This window comes from Salidesulfovibrio brasiliensis JCM 12178 (assembly GCF_001311825.1).
GTDB classification, from domain to species: Bacteria; Desulfobacterota; Desulfovibrionia; order Desulfovibrionales; family Desulfovibrionaceae; genus Pseudodesulfovibrio; species Pseudodesulfovibrio brasiliensis.
The window spans coordinates 1-17,595 of record NZ_BBCB01000009.1; the positions used below are offsets into that span (position 1 = coordinate 1).

The 17,595-nt window shown below is 55.2% G+C and carries 10 protein-coding genes and 1 pseudogene; 6 read left to right on the forward strand and 5 right to left on the reverse strand.

The features are described 5' to 3' along the window. The first annotated feature begins 441 nt into the window (after positions 1-441). The 4 genes and pseudogenes from JCM12178_RS04615 (at position 442) to JCM12178_RS04625 (ending at position 4,788) form a co-directional block, all read left to right on the forward strand. Entirely contained in the window at positions 442-1,617 is a 1,176-nt protein-coding gene (locus tag JCM12178_RS04615; protein ID WP_054649181.1) for a Fic family protein, read from the forward strand. A 324-nt stretch (positions 1,618-1,941) separates the two neighbouring features. Further along, positions 1,942-2,223, forward strand: a pseudogene (locus JCM12178_RS19340) (IS3 family transposase); the annotation flags it as partial. A 206-nt stretch (positions 2,224-2,429) separates the two neighbouring features. After that, entirely contained in the window at positions 2,430-3,920 is a 1,491-nt protein-coding gene (locus JCM12178_RS04620) for a SulP family inorganic anion transporter (protein ID WP_054649183.1), read from the forward strand. A gap of 10 nt (positions 3,921-3,930) precedes the next feature. Then, positions 3,931-4,788, forward strand: coding sequence for a universal stress protein (locus JCM12178_RS04625; RefSeq protein ID WP_054649185.1), 858 nt, complete (start codon positions 3,931-3,933; stop codon positions 4,786-4,788). A 397-nt stretch (positions 4,789-5,185) separates the two neighbouring features. Here JCM12178_RS04625 and rsgA read toward each other — a convergent pair whose 3' ends face one another. From rsgA to JCM12178_RS04645, 4 genes are all read right to left on the reverse strand, one after another. Beyond that, entirely contained in the window at positions 5,186-6,274 is a 1,089-nt protein-coding gene (rsgA, locus tag JCM12178_RS04630; RefSeq protein ID WP_054649187.1) for a ribosome small subunit-dependent GTPase A, read from the reverse strand. Positions 6,275-6,792: 518 nt separating this feature from the next. Then, positions 6,793-8,367: a 4Fe-4S binding protein gene (locus tag JCM12178_RS04635; protein WP_054649190.1), complete on the reverse strand. Its 1,575-nt coding sequence runs from the start codon at positions 8,365-8,367 to the stop codon at positions 6,793-6,795. A gap of 2 nt (positions 8,368-8,369) precedes the next feature. Beyond that, positions 8,370-9,302 (reverse strand): DUF362 domain-containing protein, encoded by a 933-nt coding sequence (locus JCM12178_RS04640; RefSeq protein WP_054649192.1) that lies wholly within the window; start codon positions 9,300-9,302, stop codon positions 8,370-8,372. A gap of 43 nt (positions 9,303-9,345) precedes the next feature. After that, complete coding sequence (locus JCM12178_RS04645; RefSeq protein ID WP_369404459.1) at positions 9,346-9,960, reverse strand: AraC family transcriptional regulator; 615 nt, start codon at positions 9,958-9,960, stop codon at positions 9,346-9,348. A gap of 468 nt (positions 9,961-10,428) precedes the next feature. On the opposite strand from JCM12178_RS04645, the gene JCM12178_RS04650 reads away from it, so the two are divergent. After that, complete coding sequence (locus tag JCM12178_RS04650; RefSeq protein ID WP_157054753.1) at positions 10,429-13,461, forward strand: PAS domain S-box protein; 3,033 nt, start codon at positions 10,429-10,431, stop codon at positions 13,459-13,461. Between the two features lie 30 nt (positions 13,462-13,491). Here JCM12178_RS04650 and JCM12178_RS17575 read toward each other — a convergent pair whose 3' ends face one another. Next, positions 13,492-15,447, reverse strand: a complete 1,956-nt coding sequence (locus JCM12178_RS17575) for a response regulator (RefSeq protein WP_083465736.1) — start codon at positions 15,445-15,447, stop codon at positions 13,492-13,494. 109 nt (positions 15,448-15,556) lie between these two features. On the opposite strand from JCM12178_RS17575, the gene JCM12178_RS04660 reads away from it, so the two are divergent. After that, positions 15,557-17,587 (forward strand): HAMP domain-containing methyl-accepting chemotaxis protein, encoded by a 2,031-nt coding sequence (locus tag JCM12178_RS04660; protein WP_054649196.1) that lies wholly within the window; start codon positions 15,557-15,559, stop codon positions 17,585-17,587. The last annotated feature ends 8 nt before the right edge of the window (positions 17,588-17,595 follow it).

Sequence of the window (17,595 nt, forward strand, 5' to 3'; positions counted from 1 at the left end):
ATCACCACAGGCAGGAGACATGGACCGTGGTCACAGTCGCCCCTCCCGCAGGGGCGTGGATTGAAACAAGGACAAAGCAGGATGTCCGCTCGTTGGGCCTGTGTCGCCCCTCCCGCAGGGGCGTGGATTGAAACTGCCAGAGTGCGGATGTGCTGTTCATCGCCCACGGGTCGCCCCTCCCGCAAATGATAACCAAAGTTTATTCCAAAAGATGGAACGCCAAATTGTGTTTTTGAGCAACTATGATGCTTGCCCACAACGTGTCATTAGGGGCTTTGGTGGCTCCACCCACGCCGTACTGCCGGGGATGAATAGTCCTTTCCTCAGTCTGATGTGAAGAACTGTGGAGGTCTGCATATTCGTTTTGGTTTCGCATTTGCCTAAAATAAACAGCTCTGTTATTTTAGTTTAGTCGATGATTCTAAAATAATAAGGCTTCTTATGTTAAGAAAGAAAACAGGGCGTATCGAGATTGTCAGCGTCAAGGATGAACGGGTGGAGGCATTCATCCCTGATCCACTGCCGCCGGAGCCGGGTATCAAATGGAGCGGCGACTTGCAGAAGCTTTTCGACCAGGCTCATGTGTCGTTAGGCGAACTGAACGCCATCAATGAGATCGTTCCGAATACGGAACTCTTCCTTTATATGTATGTACGTAAGGAAGCTGTTCTTTCCTCCCAGATCGAGGGGACCCAGTCTTCGTTATCAGACTTATTGACACACGAGGTTGGCGAGGCCGTTTCTGTTCCCCAGGATGACGTGGCCGAGGTCAGCAACTATGTTGCAGCACTAAATCATGGATTGAAGCGCATGCGGGAGGATGGTTTCCCACTGAGCTTGCGTTTGCTTAAAGAGATGCACGCGATTCTGCTTCGGAGTGGGCGCGGCCAGAATCTTGCGCCGGGCGAATATCGGCGAACTCAGAATTGGGTTGGTGGCACTCGTCCGGGAAATGCCGTGTTCATCCCGCCGCCACATACTCATTTGATGGACCTTATGGGCGACCTGGAGAAGTTCCTTCATGATGAAGATATTCCACCGCTCCTTAAAGCAGCCTTGGCGCACTTGCAGTTTGAGACGATCCATCCTCATCTCGACGGCAACGGTCGCCTTGGCCGATTGATGATCACTTTGCTTCTGTGCGCGGAAGGGCTTTTGAAGCAGCCGTCCTTGTATCTCAGTCTCTACTTCAAGACGTATCGCCAGCAATATTACGACATGTTGGATACTGTCAGAAGGAAAGGGGATTGGGAGTCTTGGCTTGCGTTCTTCGCCGAAGCGGTCGTGCGGACGGCAGACCAGGCAGTCCTCACGGCCAAGGAGCTTCAGGACATGTTTGCCAGGGATTCAGCGACAATCAATGGATTGGGTAAGGCGAAGGAGACGGCCAAGGCCATCCACAACGCCCTGCTGGCACAGCCGATCTCCACCCCGTCCAGTCTGGTCGAAGCTACGGGAAAAACCCATGCGACGATCAACAGCTCCTTGCGCAATCTGGAGCTCTTCGGCATCGTGAAGGAGGTCAGTGGTAGAAAACGCAACCGGGTGTACGCCTACAGCGAATATATCCGCATCATGGACATGGGGCTGGATGTCCCAGGCGAGCACTCTGCATAGACTGGTCAGTAGATGTCGAAATCCGGGTCAGGAATAGCCATGGACCAGACGGAAAAGAGACTGGTCGAAGGCCCAATTCACGTGGCTCGTCCGTGGCTTCAGTCGTGTCAAACGTAATTTTAATGCGATTGGTGACGTTTTTAACCGGCCGAAATCATGTAAATAAGCGGCCTTCCCATTTTTCTTATGTGTCCTGTCACGCCGGAGGCCGAGGGTTCGAGTCCCTTCGGCTCCGCCATTAAAATCAAAGGGTTACACGAAAGTGTGACCCTTTTTTTGTGCCGTTTTTGCCGTTTGGTGGCTCGTCTTCGTGTGGTAGTCCCCCCGCACTCGGTTCAATGGCTGTCGGACAACGGCTCCTGCTACACGGCTCGGGAAACTGTTGGCCTTCGCTTCCTGGTCGGGGCTGGAGAGCTGTTTCATCCCGGTACGTTGCCCGACCTTCAAGCGCGATTATGCCTACGTGCATGATCGGCCCGACACGAAAACGCTGCCCAACTGGCCGACTGGTTCGAGGATTATAACGAGAGGCACCTCCACGTGGGACTGCGGATGAAGCTTTCCTGCGAGTTCATCCGCCAAATTGCAACAGCCGAGTGTCCGATTTCGCGGGGGCAACATCGCAATGCATATACACGTTTGGCGCTTTTAAAGTCTGCGTTGATCGATTTGTCATGTGCATAGAGGGCTTGAATCAAGTGAAGCATATGAAAAAAAACGAGGTCATTTCTCTACTCCTCGACATCCTGCCCCTAAGCATGTAGTCACCACCTTCTTTTTACAAAACAACAACCAACGGACCATCCCATTACATGCTTCATAGCCTACGAAAAAACTGGTTATTCAATTTGCGCGGCGACCTTCTAGCAGGACTCGTCGTGGCGCTGGCTCTTATTCCAGAGGCCATCGCCTTCTCCATCATAGCTGGGGTGGACCCAACTGTCGGGCTGTATGCCGCCTTTTCTATGGCTGTGATCACCGCCATCGCTGGTGGACGCCCAGGAATGATCTCGGGGGCCACCGGGGCAATGGCGTTGCTGATCGTAACGCTTGTTCAGGACTATGGGCTCGAATACTTGTTGGCTGCCACCATTCTCACCGGCCTTTTGCAAATACTCGCCGGATTCTTTCGGCTTGGGGATTTAATCCGATTCGTAGGGCGTTCGGTGGTCACCGGCTTCGTCAATGCGCTGGCCATACTCATCTTTATGGCCCAACTGCCTGAACTGACTGGTGTCACCGGACACGTGTATGCCATGACTGCCGCAGGGCTCGCGATCATCTATCTTTTTCCGCGCATCCCTAAAGTGGGATCGCTGGTCCCCTCGCCGCTGGTTTGCATCATCGTGCTTACCATTCTGGCGGTGGCGTTGGACTTGCCGGTCCGCACTGTGGGCGATTTGGGCCAGCTTCCAGATACGTTGCCCGTCTTCTTGTGGCCGAACGTGCCTCTGACGCTTGAAACGCTGGCGATAATTTTCCCCTACTCGGCAGGACTCGCCGTGGTTGGCCTGCTGGAATCCATGATGACCACGACTATCGTTGACGACCTGACCGACACCTCCAGTCGCCGCAACCTTGAGTGCATCGGACAGGGCATTGCCAACATCGGGACAGGGTTTATCGGCGGCATGGCGGGCTGCGCAATGATCGGTCAATCCGTCATCAACGTAAAATCCGGCGGACGCGGACGACTCTCATCTCTCTCGGCTGGTGTGGTGCTGATTCTCATGGTGGTCTTCCTCGGCGACATCATTCGGCAGATTCCCATGCCAGCACTGGTGGCGGTGATGATTATGGTTTCCATCGGCACCTTCTCGTGGGAATCCCTGCGCAACCTGCGAACCCATCCCATGAGCGCCAACCTTGTCATGCTCTCCACCGTAGTAGTGGTGGTTGCCACTCATAATCTGGCCATTGGTGTCTTCGTAGGCGTGCTCGTCTCTTCACTCTTCTTCGCCAACAAGGTGGGCAGACTAATGTGCGTTACAAGCGATGTTACACCAGACGGTATGCATCGCACGTATCGCATCCGAGGACAGGTCTTCTTCGCCTCTGCCACGAACTTTATTGATGCCATCGACTTCGGCGAAGCTTTGGAGAGCGTCACCATCGACATGACGCAAGCTCATTTCTGGGATCTCTCCGCCGTCGCAGCGTTGGACAAGATGGTGCTCAAATTCCGTCGTAAAGGCGCCGAGGTGGAGATTCTGGGATACAATGAAGCCAGCGCCACCATTGTGGACCGCTATGGCGTACACGACAAACCTGGCGAAGTGGACAAACTCCTCGCTGGCCACTAGAGAGACAGTCATGAAAGAAATTCTTGCGTGTATCGATGGCTCCAGTGCGGCCCTTGCCGTGTGCGATGCCGCCGTATGGGCTCACGGTCGTCTCGGCGCACAATTGCGCATGCTGCATGTATTGGATAAGGACGAGTTTCCCCGAGAGGAGGACGCTGACCTCTCCGGTTCCATTGGTCTTGGCAGCCGTGAACAGTTGCGCGAGGAGCTGGTTGAACTGGATCGCAAGCGGAGTCGCTTGGCGCTGCAGCAGGGCAAACACCTGCTGGAGGAGGCGGGAAAGCGAGTGCAGGACGCCGGCGCCGAAGAGGTGAACCTGACCCAACGCCACGGCACATTGGTCGAATCGCTGGCCGAATTGGAGTCCACAACCCGTTTGGTTGTCATCGGTCGCCAGGGTGAAGCGCATCAGGAAATATCCGGAGCCATTGGCAGCCATTTGGAGAACGTTATCCGTACGGTCAATCGCCCGATATTTGTCGCTCTACCCGGTTTCAGCGAACCACAAAGCTACATGATTGCTTACGACGGCTCCGCGACCGCAAAGAAAGCGCTGGCCAACGTTGGCAAGAGTGATTTGCTAAGGGGGCTGAAAGCGCATGTGGTTATGGTGGGTACGGACAACTCCGCCAACCGCGCCGCCTTGGAAGAAGCTCGGCAGGCGCTTCCCCTTACAGGTCATCCGACTCAGGCGGCTATCGTCACGGGCGATGTGCAGAGCGCATTGATCGATTACCGCCGTGAGCACAAACTCGATTTGCTGATAATGGGGGCTTATGGTCACTCGCGCATCAAGCAGTTTCTCGTTGGGTCCACCACAACGGCCATGCTTTCTGCCAGTGAGGTGCCGCTGTTGTTGTTGAGGTGATGAGGCGGGATTCAAAGGGCATGAATCGTTTCAAGGATAGACAGTGCAGCCCGCTCCGCCTATTGCAGAAAATATCTGATGGCTTTTGCGTCGAAAGCAGTCATGTATTCGACATGTTCAGTTTTACCACAGCCTCAATCAAAACCCGCACTTCCGCTCCTGATCAAGTTTTTCCGTGACACTTGATTTTCGTAGTTCGTGCGTGGTTTCAGTTGTGTCAAACGTGATTTAAATGCGATTGGTTGCGTTTTAAATGACTGAAATAATGTAAATAAGCGGCCTTCCCGTTTTCCTTTTGTGTCCTGTTACGCCGGAGGCCGAGGGTTCGAGTCCCTTCGGCTCCGCCATTGAATGTTAGGGGCTTGGGATTTTTGTCCCAAGCCCCTTATTTGGTGGTTTAGTGCTTCTTGCGTTTGTGCATCCGCTTTATCTCCATGGCAATGCCTTTCCAGCGTTCTTTTTCTATGTAATCCGCATCCTTTTCATTTCGGGCCTGGATGTAGTCCATTTCACGCTGCATTTTGTGATAGTTGCTCAGGCGCTCTCCGCGAAGTTCGCCGGATTCGACGGCCTGAAGCACTGCACAGCCGGGTTCGTTTTGGTGCGAACAGTCAGCAAAACGGCAGGATTCCGCCAGCTCGTGAATGTCGGAAAACGTGGAGTCCAGGCCGTCACCGTTTCTGGAGAACGCGATTTCCCGAATGCCCGGATTGTCCATGAGCAGACCGCCTTGCGGCATGGTGATGAGTTCGCGGGAGGTTGTTGTGTGGCGGCCTTTGCCAACGCTTTCGCTCACTGTGGATGTTGCCTGAATGTTGCTGCCGTACAGCAGGTTTGCCAGAGATGACTTGCCTGCTCCCGAAGAGCCGACCATGCATGCGGTCTGACCGGATTTCAGGTAGCCGGTCAGCTCGGTGACGCCTCGCGCATCCTTGGTGGATGTAAGGATGACCGGAACACCGAATGCGATCGTCGCGGTTTCGTCCGCGAATGATTCGGGACAGTCATGAAGGTCCGCCTTGGTCAGAACGAGCACCGGCGACATCCCGCAGTTGTATATCAGCGTCAGGAAGCGCTCCATTCGCCGCAGGTTGAAGTCACGGTCAAGCCCGCTCACGATGAATACCGAGTCGATGTTTGCCGCGATGGGCTGCTCTTTTTGAACCTCGGCGGCCTGTTTTCCGCGTGAACCGGCCTCTGCCCGACAGAGCGTGTTTCGTCGGGGAATCACGTGTTTCACCACGCTTTCTTCCACGAGCACCCAGTCACCGGTCACGGGGTAATCCAGCTGCCGGTTGTGTCGAATCCTGCCGCAAGGCGTACAGAGCCATTCAAAATGCCCGTTGCTGACTAGAAACCTGTTGCGCTGTGCGCTGAGGACCCGGGCGACCTTGTTGATGCTAATGTTTTCGCTTTCTGCCAGTCGTGCAAAATAGTCGTTCCAGCCGAGCTGAAACAGCGTCTTCGATGATATGGTGGAAGTCATGTTGAACCCATTTGTCTTTCCGATGATATCGGCAATAGTGGTGTGTCAGCCGGGTATTCCGGCGTCAAATTGTCGTAAATGGGGATGTGGAAGAAGGGTACACCATAAGACCTGTTTCAAGAGAAACAGTCTTTCGGGGGTCGAGTACAACCAGATGGACGCCGCGAAAGACGCGCAGCGAGGAGGCAGCTTAGATCCGTGGTCTACCCGTTATCCACATTCGGGGCACAAGATCCATGAACTGGCAAAACATCCAGACTCCTTGGTGAAGATTGGCGGAATGCTTATCGAAAAGCCTGAAGATGTCAAGTTGGCTGTCAATACGCGGTTGGAGAGGGGGATCGGCATGCCTGCCGTGTGTTTTTCGGCGCATTTCATGCTGATTGGAAAGTGTAAGCATGGTGACAGGCTGCCGTCAGAGGCCCAAGAGGGTGCGCTTGTTCATGGATCACATCCTTGCCTACTTTGTCGGGTAGGCGAAGGGATGCTTCTCGAGGCACATGGCCCTGACTGATTGGCTAGAAAGGAAAGTCCTCTTCAAGGTGGGGTGCCGGTTCCAGCTTTTTGATGATCGGTTTTTCGGCACGCTCATGCACCGGGTTTCCATCAACATAGATCGCCCTGTAGGGGCGGGTGGGGCAGGCATGTTCACACCCGCCGCACCCGACGCATATCTTCTGATTCACTTCGGGGATGACCAGTTTACGGCCGTTCACTGTCTGGTAGGGCACCATATGCACCGCCTTGGTCGGACAGTGTTCCGAGCAGGCTCCACAGTTTGTGTTGTCGGTATACACCACGCAGTTCTTTTTGATGAAATGCGCCTTGCCGATTTGCGTGCGTTGTTTCTGCTCCTTGGTCAGTGGCAGAATGGCACCGCTCGGGCAGATTTGTGAGCAGATGGTACAGTCGAAGTTGCAGTGTGCCGAGCTGAAGCCCATCTGCGGCTGCATGATGTTGTGCAGGCCGTAGTCAGAAAGCGAAGGGACCAGTACCCCGGACGGGCATGCAGACACGCAGAGATGGCACGCCGTGCATCTGGACGTGAAGTGTTTGATTGAGATTGAGCCGGGTGGCGAGGCCGGACAGGATCGGTTTTCCGGGATGGTCGTCGGTCGGCTTGGAACAAATCCGGGCGGCAGGGCCGCCTTTGCCGTGGTTGTTGTCAGGCTCAGGGTGCCTGTTGCCAGCCCGATGAGGAAGGTCCGTCTGCCGGATGCGACCTCTTTTGAGCGGGAAGTCTTTCGGGGCGCGGTTCCGAGTTGCAATGCGTTGTCGGGACATGCGGACAGACAGTTGTAACATGCAACGCAGCGGCTGACGTCCACACTTTTCCGCTCGAAGTCAATGCACCCAGCCTTGCAGACCCGTTCGCATTTTCCGCATTCCCGGCACGTACCCCCGGCAAGGCGAATCTGTATGGGTGATGCTCTGGAGATCAGCCCGAGCAGTGCGCCAACGGGACAGAGGGTGTTGCAATAGAGGCGGCCGTTGCGAGTGCTGAGCCATCCGGCCACGAGGAGCATGGTCGCAGCCACTCCGACCGAGGCAGGGGCCACTGTCGGCCATCGGACTCTGTAAAGGGTGTGCGCCCCCACGGCTTCAAAGACAGGGGCAACGGCGTTGTTTACGGCGAGCACGACGGGACGGATGATGTTTGTAAGAATGCGCCCGAAATTGCTGAAGGGGTCGAGGAGGTTGACCAACAACCCGCTTCCGCCCAGAAACACAAGCACGGTCAGGCCGAGAATGGCATAGCGCAACGTGTTGTGCGGCTTCGAGAAGGCGAACCCGCGACGTCTGGGGCTGGCGATGCGGCTGATTATGTCCTGCAGCGTTCCGAAAGGACACACCGTTGAGCAGTAGACGCGCCCGAACAGCGCTGTGACGCCCAGCACCACAAGAAACCCTGTGGCCCCGAGAGATGCATCTTTCAGGAAGCTTAACAGCGACGGGACAAACTGAAGGAACAGCACTCCGTCGACGTAATCCTTGGTCCCGATTCCTCGGAAATCCAGAAAGAGAACTGACGTCGAGGCCAGAAAGGCTATGGCGACTGCGACCCGTAGCCATTTCAATTTTGGCAGACGCATTTTTATCCGAGTTTGATCCGGTTGATGGAAAGGTTTTTCAGGTCCATTCTACCGAGTTGCATTTCTGCGGCCAGCCTTATGTGACGGACATCGTCGGGGTCTACGCCGTAGAGTCTGGCACCGGCGGCGTCGGCTGCCACGAAATCCGTCGAGAGCACTTGAGCCTTCATCTTGACCACGTCTTCCACGGATACTCCTCGAGGGCCGTTTCGCATCATGACGTGATACGCGTCCAGAATGGTGAGGTCCGGCTTTCTGAAGGAGGCGATGTCCGCAATGCACTGGTGCAGGTCGTTTCTATGAAAATACCAGCGGTCCCACACCACGCCCATAAGGTTCTTCATGCTGGCGGTGATCAGCGAGGAACTGTGGTCCTTGAGCACGGGCACGTTAAGAAAGACGTCCGCTTCGAGCAGTGCCTTGTGAACCTGTGCGCTGGTCAGGTTGCGCCCTCCGGGAATGGCGACTTCCCGGTAATAGCTTTCGCTGTCCGCCGAGAGCATTTTCCCGCCTGCGGATTCAACTGCGGCTTCGATGCCGCTGTTCAGGTAGCATTGCCGCCAGCTGTCGCAGGAGTGGTCGAAGACGATGACTTCTGCGGCCCCGGCGTCGAGACAGTGCTCCACGATGCGTCCGACAAGCTTGGGGTTGGTGTTGCCGCCCCGTTCAGGCGATACGTCCCAGCCGATGTTCGGCTTGATGACCACCTTGCTTCCTCTGGACACAAATGTCTGCATGCCGTTGTAGGCACTAATGGCGGCGTCGAACATGACATCCGGTTCACCACCCCGGACAGCCACAAGGTCCCATGCCTGTTCAGGCTCTGCGGCTGTGGCGGCCGCGTTCCAGAAGGCGCTGACGCCGCCGAAGGCGAGGGTGGACCCGGCGACGATTCCGCCCCGGATGGTCTTTTTCAGAAAATCACGGCGATCCATGGCTACCTCCAGCGGTTAACAGTGCTTTATGCTATCGGTTGGCTCAGGCTGAACGAATATCCCGCATCACTTCGGCCGGGTTCTGACCGAAATGCCGCTTGAACTCGCGGCTGAACTGGGATGGGCGTTCATATCCCACGGCGTCGGCAGCAAGGTAGGCTTTCGTGTTTTTCTGGATGATGAGGTCCTGTGCCCGCGCGAGCCGAATCTTCTTGAGGTACTGGAGCGGTGAGTCTGCTGTGATTTCCTTGAAAGCCTTATGAAAAGTCGAAACGCTCATGATGACAGAGTCGGCCATCTGCTGAACATCGTACTTTTCCGAGTAGTTGCCCTCCAGATTCGTAATGACCCGAGCCACACGGGAGAAAGCGTTGCTGCCCTTTGCAGGAGAGTATAGCATAGGTGCCTGCGTGCCGCACAGTGCCCGGTAGTAGATTTTCCGAACCAGTTCCGGTGCGAGGATTCTCGTTTCCTTTTCCAAGCAAAGCGCCTTGAGCAGTTTGACTGCCGCGTTCTTCATGTTTTCATCCATGAGGGACGGGCCGATGCCCAGCGGATAGGTGTTGTCATTCAGTGCGGCGACATCCGTCTGCAAGTCCATCTGGCTGATGAGTGCGCTCAAATGGCCCATGTCGATGTCGATATACATGCCCAGCAACGTTTCGTCCGTCTCTTCAGTCGTGCCGAACGTGACTTTAATACGATCGGCTTCGTTTGCACCCGGTTAGAATTCCTAAGATAAGCGTTTATTTGTGCCGTTTTCCCGTCTCGTGGCTCGTGCCCATGGCTTCAGTATCGCTTCTCGCGGTACGCAGCATTTTCGGCACTGTTCTCAATTTACTGTAAAGCTATCAGCTTTCACCCTCTGCTTTGTCCCGCAAGCCGCGCTCGCTCGACGCGTCCGTGAGCATGCGGCCGCCATGATTTCAGTCACCTTCTTCTATGATAATACTGTCTCTAAAAGATCGCAGGGGGTACTGTGTTTCAGAAAATAGCGTTTGACCGCTGATAACCAGGCTGTGGGGCGGCCATAGACAGTTGAAGGGGATTGTACGTCGCGGAGGGGGCATGAGTTTTTTTGAACTTGTCGAAATGTCGGGTCACATCTCTTCTCTGCGTCACGCTTGTGCTGGTGTTTGCCGTGCCAAGTGCGCAGGCGAAGGACGCTACCACCCGGATTCTCGTTTTGCACAGCTACCATCAAGGGCTGGCATGGACCGACGGATTTCAGGAGGGCATTGAGGCAGCTTTTTCCAAGCATGAAACCCCGTATGACATGGACATCGAATATCTGGACAGAGCCAGATCCGGAGAGAATTGGCCGCGCATGCTTGACAAAGCGAAGGAGTACCTGAGGGTCAAGCTGGATGAGCGTGACTATGATCTCGTTATCGTCACGGATAACGATGCTTTGAAATTTGTTGTGGACGAACGCGATCTTATCCCCGAGACGATTCCTGTGATCTTTACGGGAATCAATTTCTATTCTCCATCGATGCTCAAAGAGCGCCGGAACATGACGGGCGTTTCCGAGGTTCCCGATTTCCTGAACACGATCAAGCTGGCACAGCGATTTGATCCTTCAATCAGGCGGGTCCTTTTTCTTGCCGAAGACACGGCCACGGGACAAAACAACAAGGCCATGTTTTTGCAACAGATTGCACCGTTGCGTGATGTTGTAGATGTTCGCATCATAGATGACACCGACATCACGGTTCTTGAAAAGGAGCTCGGGGCGCTGGGGGATGGCTGGATGGTCATCCCGGCATGCCGTCCGTTTGATGACCGGGGGCTTATTCCCGTAAGCGCCGCCGCAGCAAGGCTCAGTCAGAGTTCCACCGCCCCTTTGTTTGCCGCTTGGGATTTCTGGATGGGCTACGGCCCGGTGGGCGGGAAAGTTGTGTCCTCAAAGGCCCAAGGCAGGGCCGCAGCGCTTATTGCCCTGCGGGTCCTAGACGGAGCCGCCATCGAGTCCATTCCTGTCATGCTGGATAGCCCGAATGTCTTCATGGCCGATAAAAAGGCCATGGATCGTTTCGACTATAGTGTTGACGCGCTGCCACCCAACACAACCATCCTCAACTTCGAGCCCGGTTTTTATGACCAGTATGCGTCCGTTGTCTGGATTTATGGAACGATATTGGCCATTTTTGCCACGCTGAGTCTTCTGCTTTCCTTCAATTTCCTTAATCGACGTCGTTATCAGCGGCGTTCCGAGGAGCAAGCCCGTTTCATTGAAACGCTTCTTGAAACCATCTCGATACCGATTTTCTATGAAGACAGAATGGGGCGATATCTTGGCTGCAACTCCTCGTTCGAGAGGTTTTTCGGGGTGAAGCGTTCTGACATCATTGGCCGGACACCCTACGAACTGTTTGAAAAGAAAGACGCCGTAGCGTTTGGCACCAATCACAATGAGCTCTATCAGCCCGGGGCGGTGCAGAACTTCGAGCATGTAATGGAAACTGTCCTCGGAGAGCGGTTTTTCATCATCCACAAGGCGGTGCTGCCAAGCGCGGAAGGTGATCCCGTGGGGACCGTGGGGTATATTACGGACATAACGGAATCGCAGGAGAGGGAGAAGGCGCTTAAAACGGCACTGGATCGTATTTCATTCTATGTGAACAACTCCCCGCTGGCTGTCATCGAGTGGGAGGGCGGAATCACGATAAAGAGCTGGTCCAGACAGGCGGAGAGGATTTTTGGCTGGTCCAGAAGGGAAGTCGTGGGCAAGACGTGGTCCGACTTTCCGTTCATTCCGCCTGAGGATGCGAAGAAGGTTGCACAGGATGTGGGCGAACTCTTTGATGGCAACGCTTCGTTCAATGTCGTGGAAAACCGAAATTATCGGAAAGACGGCAGCATCGTGCATTGCCAGTGGTACAATTCGCCCCTGCGCGATGAAAAGGGCACAGTCGTTTCCATTCTCTCGCAGGTCGCCGACAACAGCATACTCTATCAGGCCATGCAGGAACTCAAGGTATCAAAGGAGGAAGCCGAGGCCGCGAATGAAGCCAAAAGTCTTTTCCTTGCAAACATGAGTCATGAGCTGAGAACTCCGCTAAACGGCATCATGGGGATGCAGCAATTGCTTATGACCACGGAGCTTGATGAAGAACAGGACAAATATGTGCAGCTCTCGGTTCAGTCGGCTAAACGTCTTAACGGGGTGCTTGGCGACATCCTGGATTTGACTAGAATCGAGCACGGAAGGATGAATGTTGTCGAGGTGCCGCTGGACATTGTAGAGACGTTTCAACTTGTGGAGCAACTCTTCAGGCCCATGTGCGAACAAAAGGGCCTTGAACTGATAATGAAGCTGGATGAGTCGATCCCTGAAAACCTGATCGGTGACGCTCTCAGGCTTCAGCAGATATTGACCAACCTTGTGGGTAACGCCGTCAAGTTTACTGATTCGGGAGCAATTAGATGTGAAGCCAGCCTGCTGAACGTGGAACATGCCGGTCAGGTGCGTGTCTTGTTCTCCGTATCGGATACTGGAATCGGCATTGCCGACGAGATGCTGGACAAGGTCTTCGAAGAGTTTTCGCAGGCCGACGAGGGGTACAGGAGAGCGTATCAGGGAGCAGGGCTCGGCTTGTCCATAGTGCGCAGCCTGATTGACCTTCTAGGAGGGAGTCTGTCTGTCGAGAGCTCCCTCGGCGCAGGGACGGAATTCATGTTCAGCCTGTTGTTTGATGTGGACAACGAACGGATAGACACGGAGCTGGTTGTGCAAACGGAGGAGAAAGCGGACAGGGATTTACGGGAACGGTCGATTCTTTTGGCCGAAGACGAAACCGTGAATCAAATGGCCATCAAGGCTATTCTCGAGAGATCAGGGTACAATGTGCATGCTGTCAACGACGGCGAGGAAGCGCTCAGGGAGCTTGCAAAAAACGACTATGATTTGATTTTGATGGACATTCAGATGCCCATTATGGATGGCGTGGAGGCGACGAGACACATCAGGGAAGGGGCCGTCGGTCAGGACAGGAGGAATATCCCGATTGTGGCCCTGACAGCCTATGCCATGGAGGGTGACAGAGAAGTCTTCACAAAGGCTGGGCTTGACGAATATATAACCAAGCCTGTGGAAATGAAGCGGCTTCACGGGGTCATCGAGGCCCTTCTGGATCGTGAACCTCAACTGAGCTGAACTGCGTTTTCCCTTTCAGGCGAAACTCTATCAGCCTGAATTCTGCTCAAGCGATGGCGCGGCAGGGGAAGCCTCGTCCGAATGGCATGCTCCCCGCTGTCTTTGATCGTTTTTATACCACACGCCGACCATGTGCATCAGGGTTTCGATCTCGTACGGCTTGGCTACGACTTCATCGATTCCGGACGACAGAAAGCGTTCACGGTCCTCGCGCGTGGCGTGCGCCGTTACAGCGACGACGGGCGTATCGTTGTTTGGGCCGGTGCCTTTTCTGATTCTTTTGACGATGTCTTCTCCGTTAATGTCCGGCAACTGGATATCCATGAGAACGAGGCCGAAGGAATGACGTTCCAGCAGTTCCATGGCCCGTTTCCCGGTTTCGGCAGAGAGGTATTTGTATTTGCCCTGTTTCATGAGGATTTCCACAAAGGTCCTGCTGGATTCGTCATCCTCCACCACCAGAACGGGTTCATGGGAGAAGACCTCCTGAGCCTTTGTTTCTTCTGCCGGTTCATAGGGGATGTCCAGCACAACGCAATGTCCGCCAGTAGCAGAGGTCTGAATGCTGGCGTGTCCGCCAAGGCATTCCAGAAGCGGGGCAACAAGTCTCGCGTCTCCGGGACATTGCGAACGTGGAAATGACGCGGGTGTCAGTGTGAGGTCCTGATCGCTGATCGGGCAGTCGAGCGAGGTTGAAGAAATCGCGACTGTCAGGCGCCGTTCTGCCGTGTTTGCGGACAGGACGGTTTGTATTTGGCCCCACGGGGTATGGCTGCAGAAAAGCTCCAGCAGGACAATCAACACTCGCTCCAGAATGTTTCTGTCAAGGCTGACCCGATGCGGCACGTCCGGTGCCGTGTGGCTCGCAAGGGAGAGACTCTTTTTGTCAGCTTCCTTTTCGAACATGGTCATGGTTTCAGTGATGATGTCTGCCGGGACGCATGGCGAGCGGGATGCCTTGATGTTGGCAGCGCCAAGGAAATAGTCACTCAGGTCATTGATCTTTGCCGAAATCCTGCGGAAGTAGGAGCCGCCGACATGTGAGTGGGTCGGTAGTTCGGAATACAGGCCGGTAATGAGCGAGCGGAGCTTGAACGCGCTCTGCTTGAAAAATCTGTTCTGCTGGTCGGCCTTCTCGGTGATTGCTTCATTGATTCGCAAGAGCTCCGCTTCCAACTCCTTGCGCCGGGCCACTTCCTCCCGCATTTCCCGGATGGCCGTGGAAATCTCCACGTTTTGCTGCTCAACGGTCAGCTCCAGCGAATCTCTGGCTGCAAGTATCTGCTCCCGGAGCGAAACCTGCTCCGTGATATCCTGAATGATCCCGGCATATCTCGGCTGGCCGTCGTCTCCCGTGTCGCAATACCCCCATATTCGCAGGTGCCTCGGCCTGTCTGTTGCCCCGGCGTGCAGTTCGCACTCGTATTCGCCCTGATCCCTCATTGCTGAGCGAATGGCCTCTTCCCACTTCGTCCTACTCCGGGGCGCAAGACTATCGGAAAGAATCTCCCTGCTCGGAAGCGCATCACTGTTCAAGCCGAGCATTGACGGGACCTGACTTGTCCAGAAGCTCTTTTCCGGGCTGTCGCACAACTGGAAGGCTCCGATGGAGGCCAGCCCATGCAGCCGGTGCAGGACCGAGTTGAGCCTTTTGAAGTCCTGATCTTCCGCAATGGCCTCGTCGGGCATGTCTTTCATTTCCCGGACCAGTCGTGAAAAGAGCATGGGCCGTTCTTTGATAATGGCCTGAACATCCTGAGATATTTTGCCGCCCATGGCGAGCAGGTAGTCCGTGTCTTCCTGAAGCAGCTGCGCCAGCGCGACGATCTTCTCCTCGGAAAGCGAAAGCGGCTGTCCCCGTTCGATCTTGCTGAGGTACGAGGGTTCGATGCCAATGGTTTGGCTGACGCGCCTGAGCGAGAAGCTCTTGTCTTCCTTCAGAAGCTCAAGACGCTTGGTGCGGAGGTGGGTGCCGAATTTTTTCATGAACCTTTTATAACTTGCTCTCAGGCTATTGCAAAAAAATATCCGATGTGTTGATTGTGTACTTAATGATACACACTTTGTAACCGCAGTCAACTGCTGGAGGGGAGCCATGTTAAAGAATTTGAAGCTTGGGACAAAGATCGGCGGCGGATTTGCCATGCTGATACTGATTGCCTGCACGCTTGGCGGGCTGGCGATTTTCAACATGAGCAGTGTTGAGGGGGAATCCACGCGCCTTGCCAAGGCCTATGTGCCGGAAGTGGGCATGGCAAACGCCCTTGAACGAAACTCGCTTTTAACCATGTACGCGATGCGCGGCTATGCTTTTACCGAGGAAGAAGGGTACCTGAAGCAGGGCCGTGAGCGGCTGGCCGATGTGGAACAAAGCATCGAAGAATGCAAGGAGCAGGCACGCAAGTTCCCCGAGCTGGTCAAGCTTCGCGAGGGCGTGGACAAGGCCGAAGCCAAGGTCAACGAGTACAAGGAGCTCTCCGATCAAACGGTCAAGCTCAACGGAGCCATCGCGGAAAGCCGCAGCATCATGGACGCCGCCGCAGCCAACTACATCAAGAATTGTGCGGACTTCCTCACAAGTCAGAATGAGGCCATGGAACGGGAGTTTGCCACCGCCTCTCCGCAAAAGCTGGCCGAGCGGCTTCGCAAGATCACACTCGTCAACGACGTTATCGACATGGGTAACGATACCCGCATCAAGGCATTCAAGTCGCAAGCCCTGCGGGACCCCGAGCTGATCCGTGACGCGCTGAAGAACTTTGACACCATCGACTCTCTGCTTGATGACCTGAAGGGCATTACGCGACTCCAGTTCAACCTCGATCAGATTGCCGCCACCCGCGATGCCGGGAATCAGTACAAGCTGGCGATGGCGAGTCTTCTGGACAACTGGCTGAAGCTTCAGGAAGTGAGCAGCCAGCGTACCGTCGTTGCAGATCAGGTCCTTGAAGTCGCGCAGGCGACCGCTGCGGCCGGAATGAATCAGACCGTGGAAATTGCCGACTTTGCGGTGGAAAGCCTCTCCACTGCGTCAACGGTCATGATTTCGGGTCTTGCCGTGGCGCTCATTCTCGGCGTGCTTGTGGCCTATGTGCTCACCCGCGCCATAACCCGGCCCGTGCTCAAGGGGGTCTCCTTTGCCGAAGCCATGGCCGGTGGTGACTTCACGCAGACGCTGGACATCGACCAGAAGGACGAAGTCGGCGTTCTTGCGGCTTCGCTCAATTCCATGACGGAAAGATTGCGCGGCGTGGTCAGCGATGTTCGCAACGCCACGGAGAACGTTGCAAGCGGCAGCGAAGAGCTTTCCGCAGCCACCCAGACTTTGTCTCAGGGGGCGACCGAGCAGGCAGCCGCCATTGAGGAAGTTTCTTCGTCCATGGAGCAGATGGCATCCAATATCCAACAGAACTCGGCCAATGCGCACGAAACGGAAAAGATCGCCAATTCTTCTGCAAACGATGCCAAGAAGAGCGGGCAGGCGGTGTCCGAAGCAGTGGACGCCATGACCAACATTGCCGAGAAGATATCCATCATCGAGGAAATCGCCCGTCAGACCAACCTGCTTGCCTTGAACGCAGCCATCGAAGCGGCCCGGGCAGGCGAGCATGGCAAGGGCTTCGCCGTTGTGGCCGCGGAAGTGCGCAAGCTGGCAGAGCGGAGCGGTGAAGCTGCCAACGAAATCAGCGAACTCTCGTCCAGAACCGTGGATGTCGCAAAGCAGGCCGGTGAAATGCTGGACAAGCTGGTTCCCAGTATCGACAAGACCGCGTCGCTCGTTCAGGAAATCGCTGCGGCAAGCAACGAACAGAACGAGGGTGCCACACAAATCAGTGACGCCATATCGCAGCTCGATACGGTTATCCAGCAAAACGCCTCGGCTTCTGAAGAGATGGCCTCAACCAGTCAGGAACTGGCCGCGCAGGGGCAGCAACTGCAGCTCACCATGGCCTTCTTCAAGGTGAACGGGCATGGTGCCCTGCCTCAGGGCGGACGGTCCACTACCGTAGTAAGAAACGTTCACCGGGCCCTTCCTGCCGAGGAAGAAAAGCAGGACGAAACGAATCTTGGTGCCCACATCCCGATGACGGATGACTCTTCGGACCAGGAATTCGAGAAGTTCTAACGGAGGCA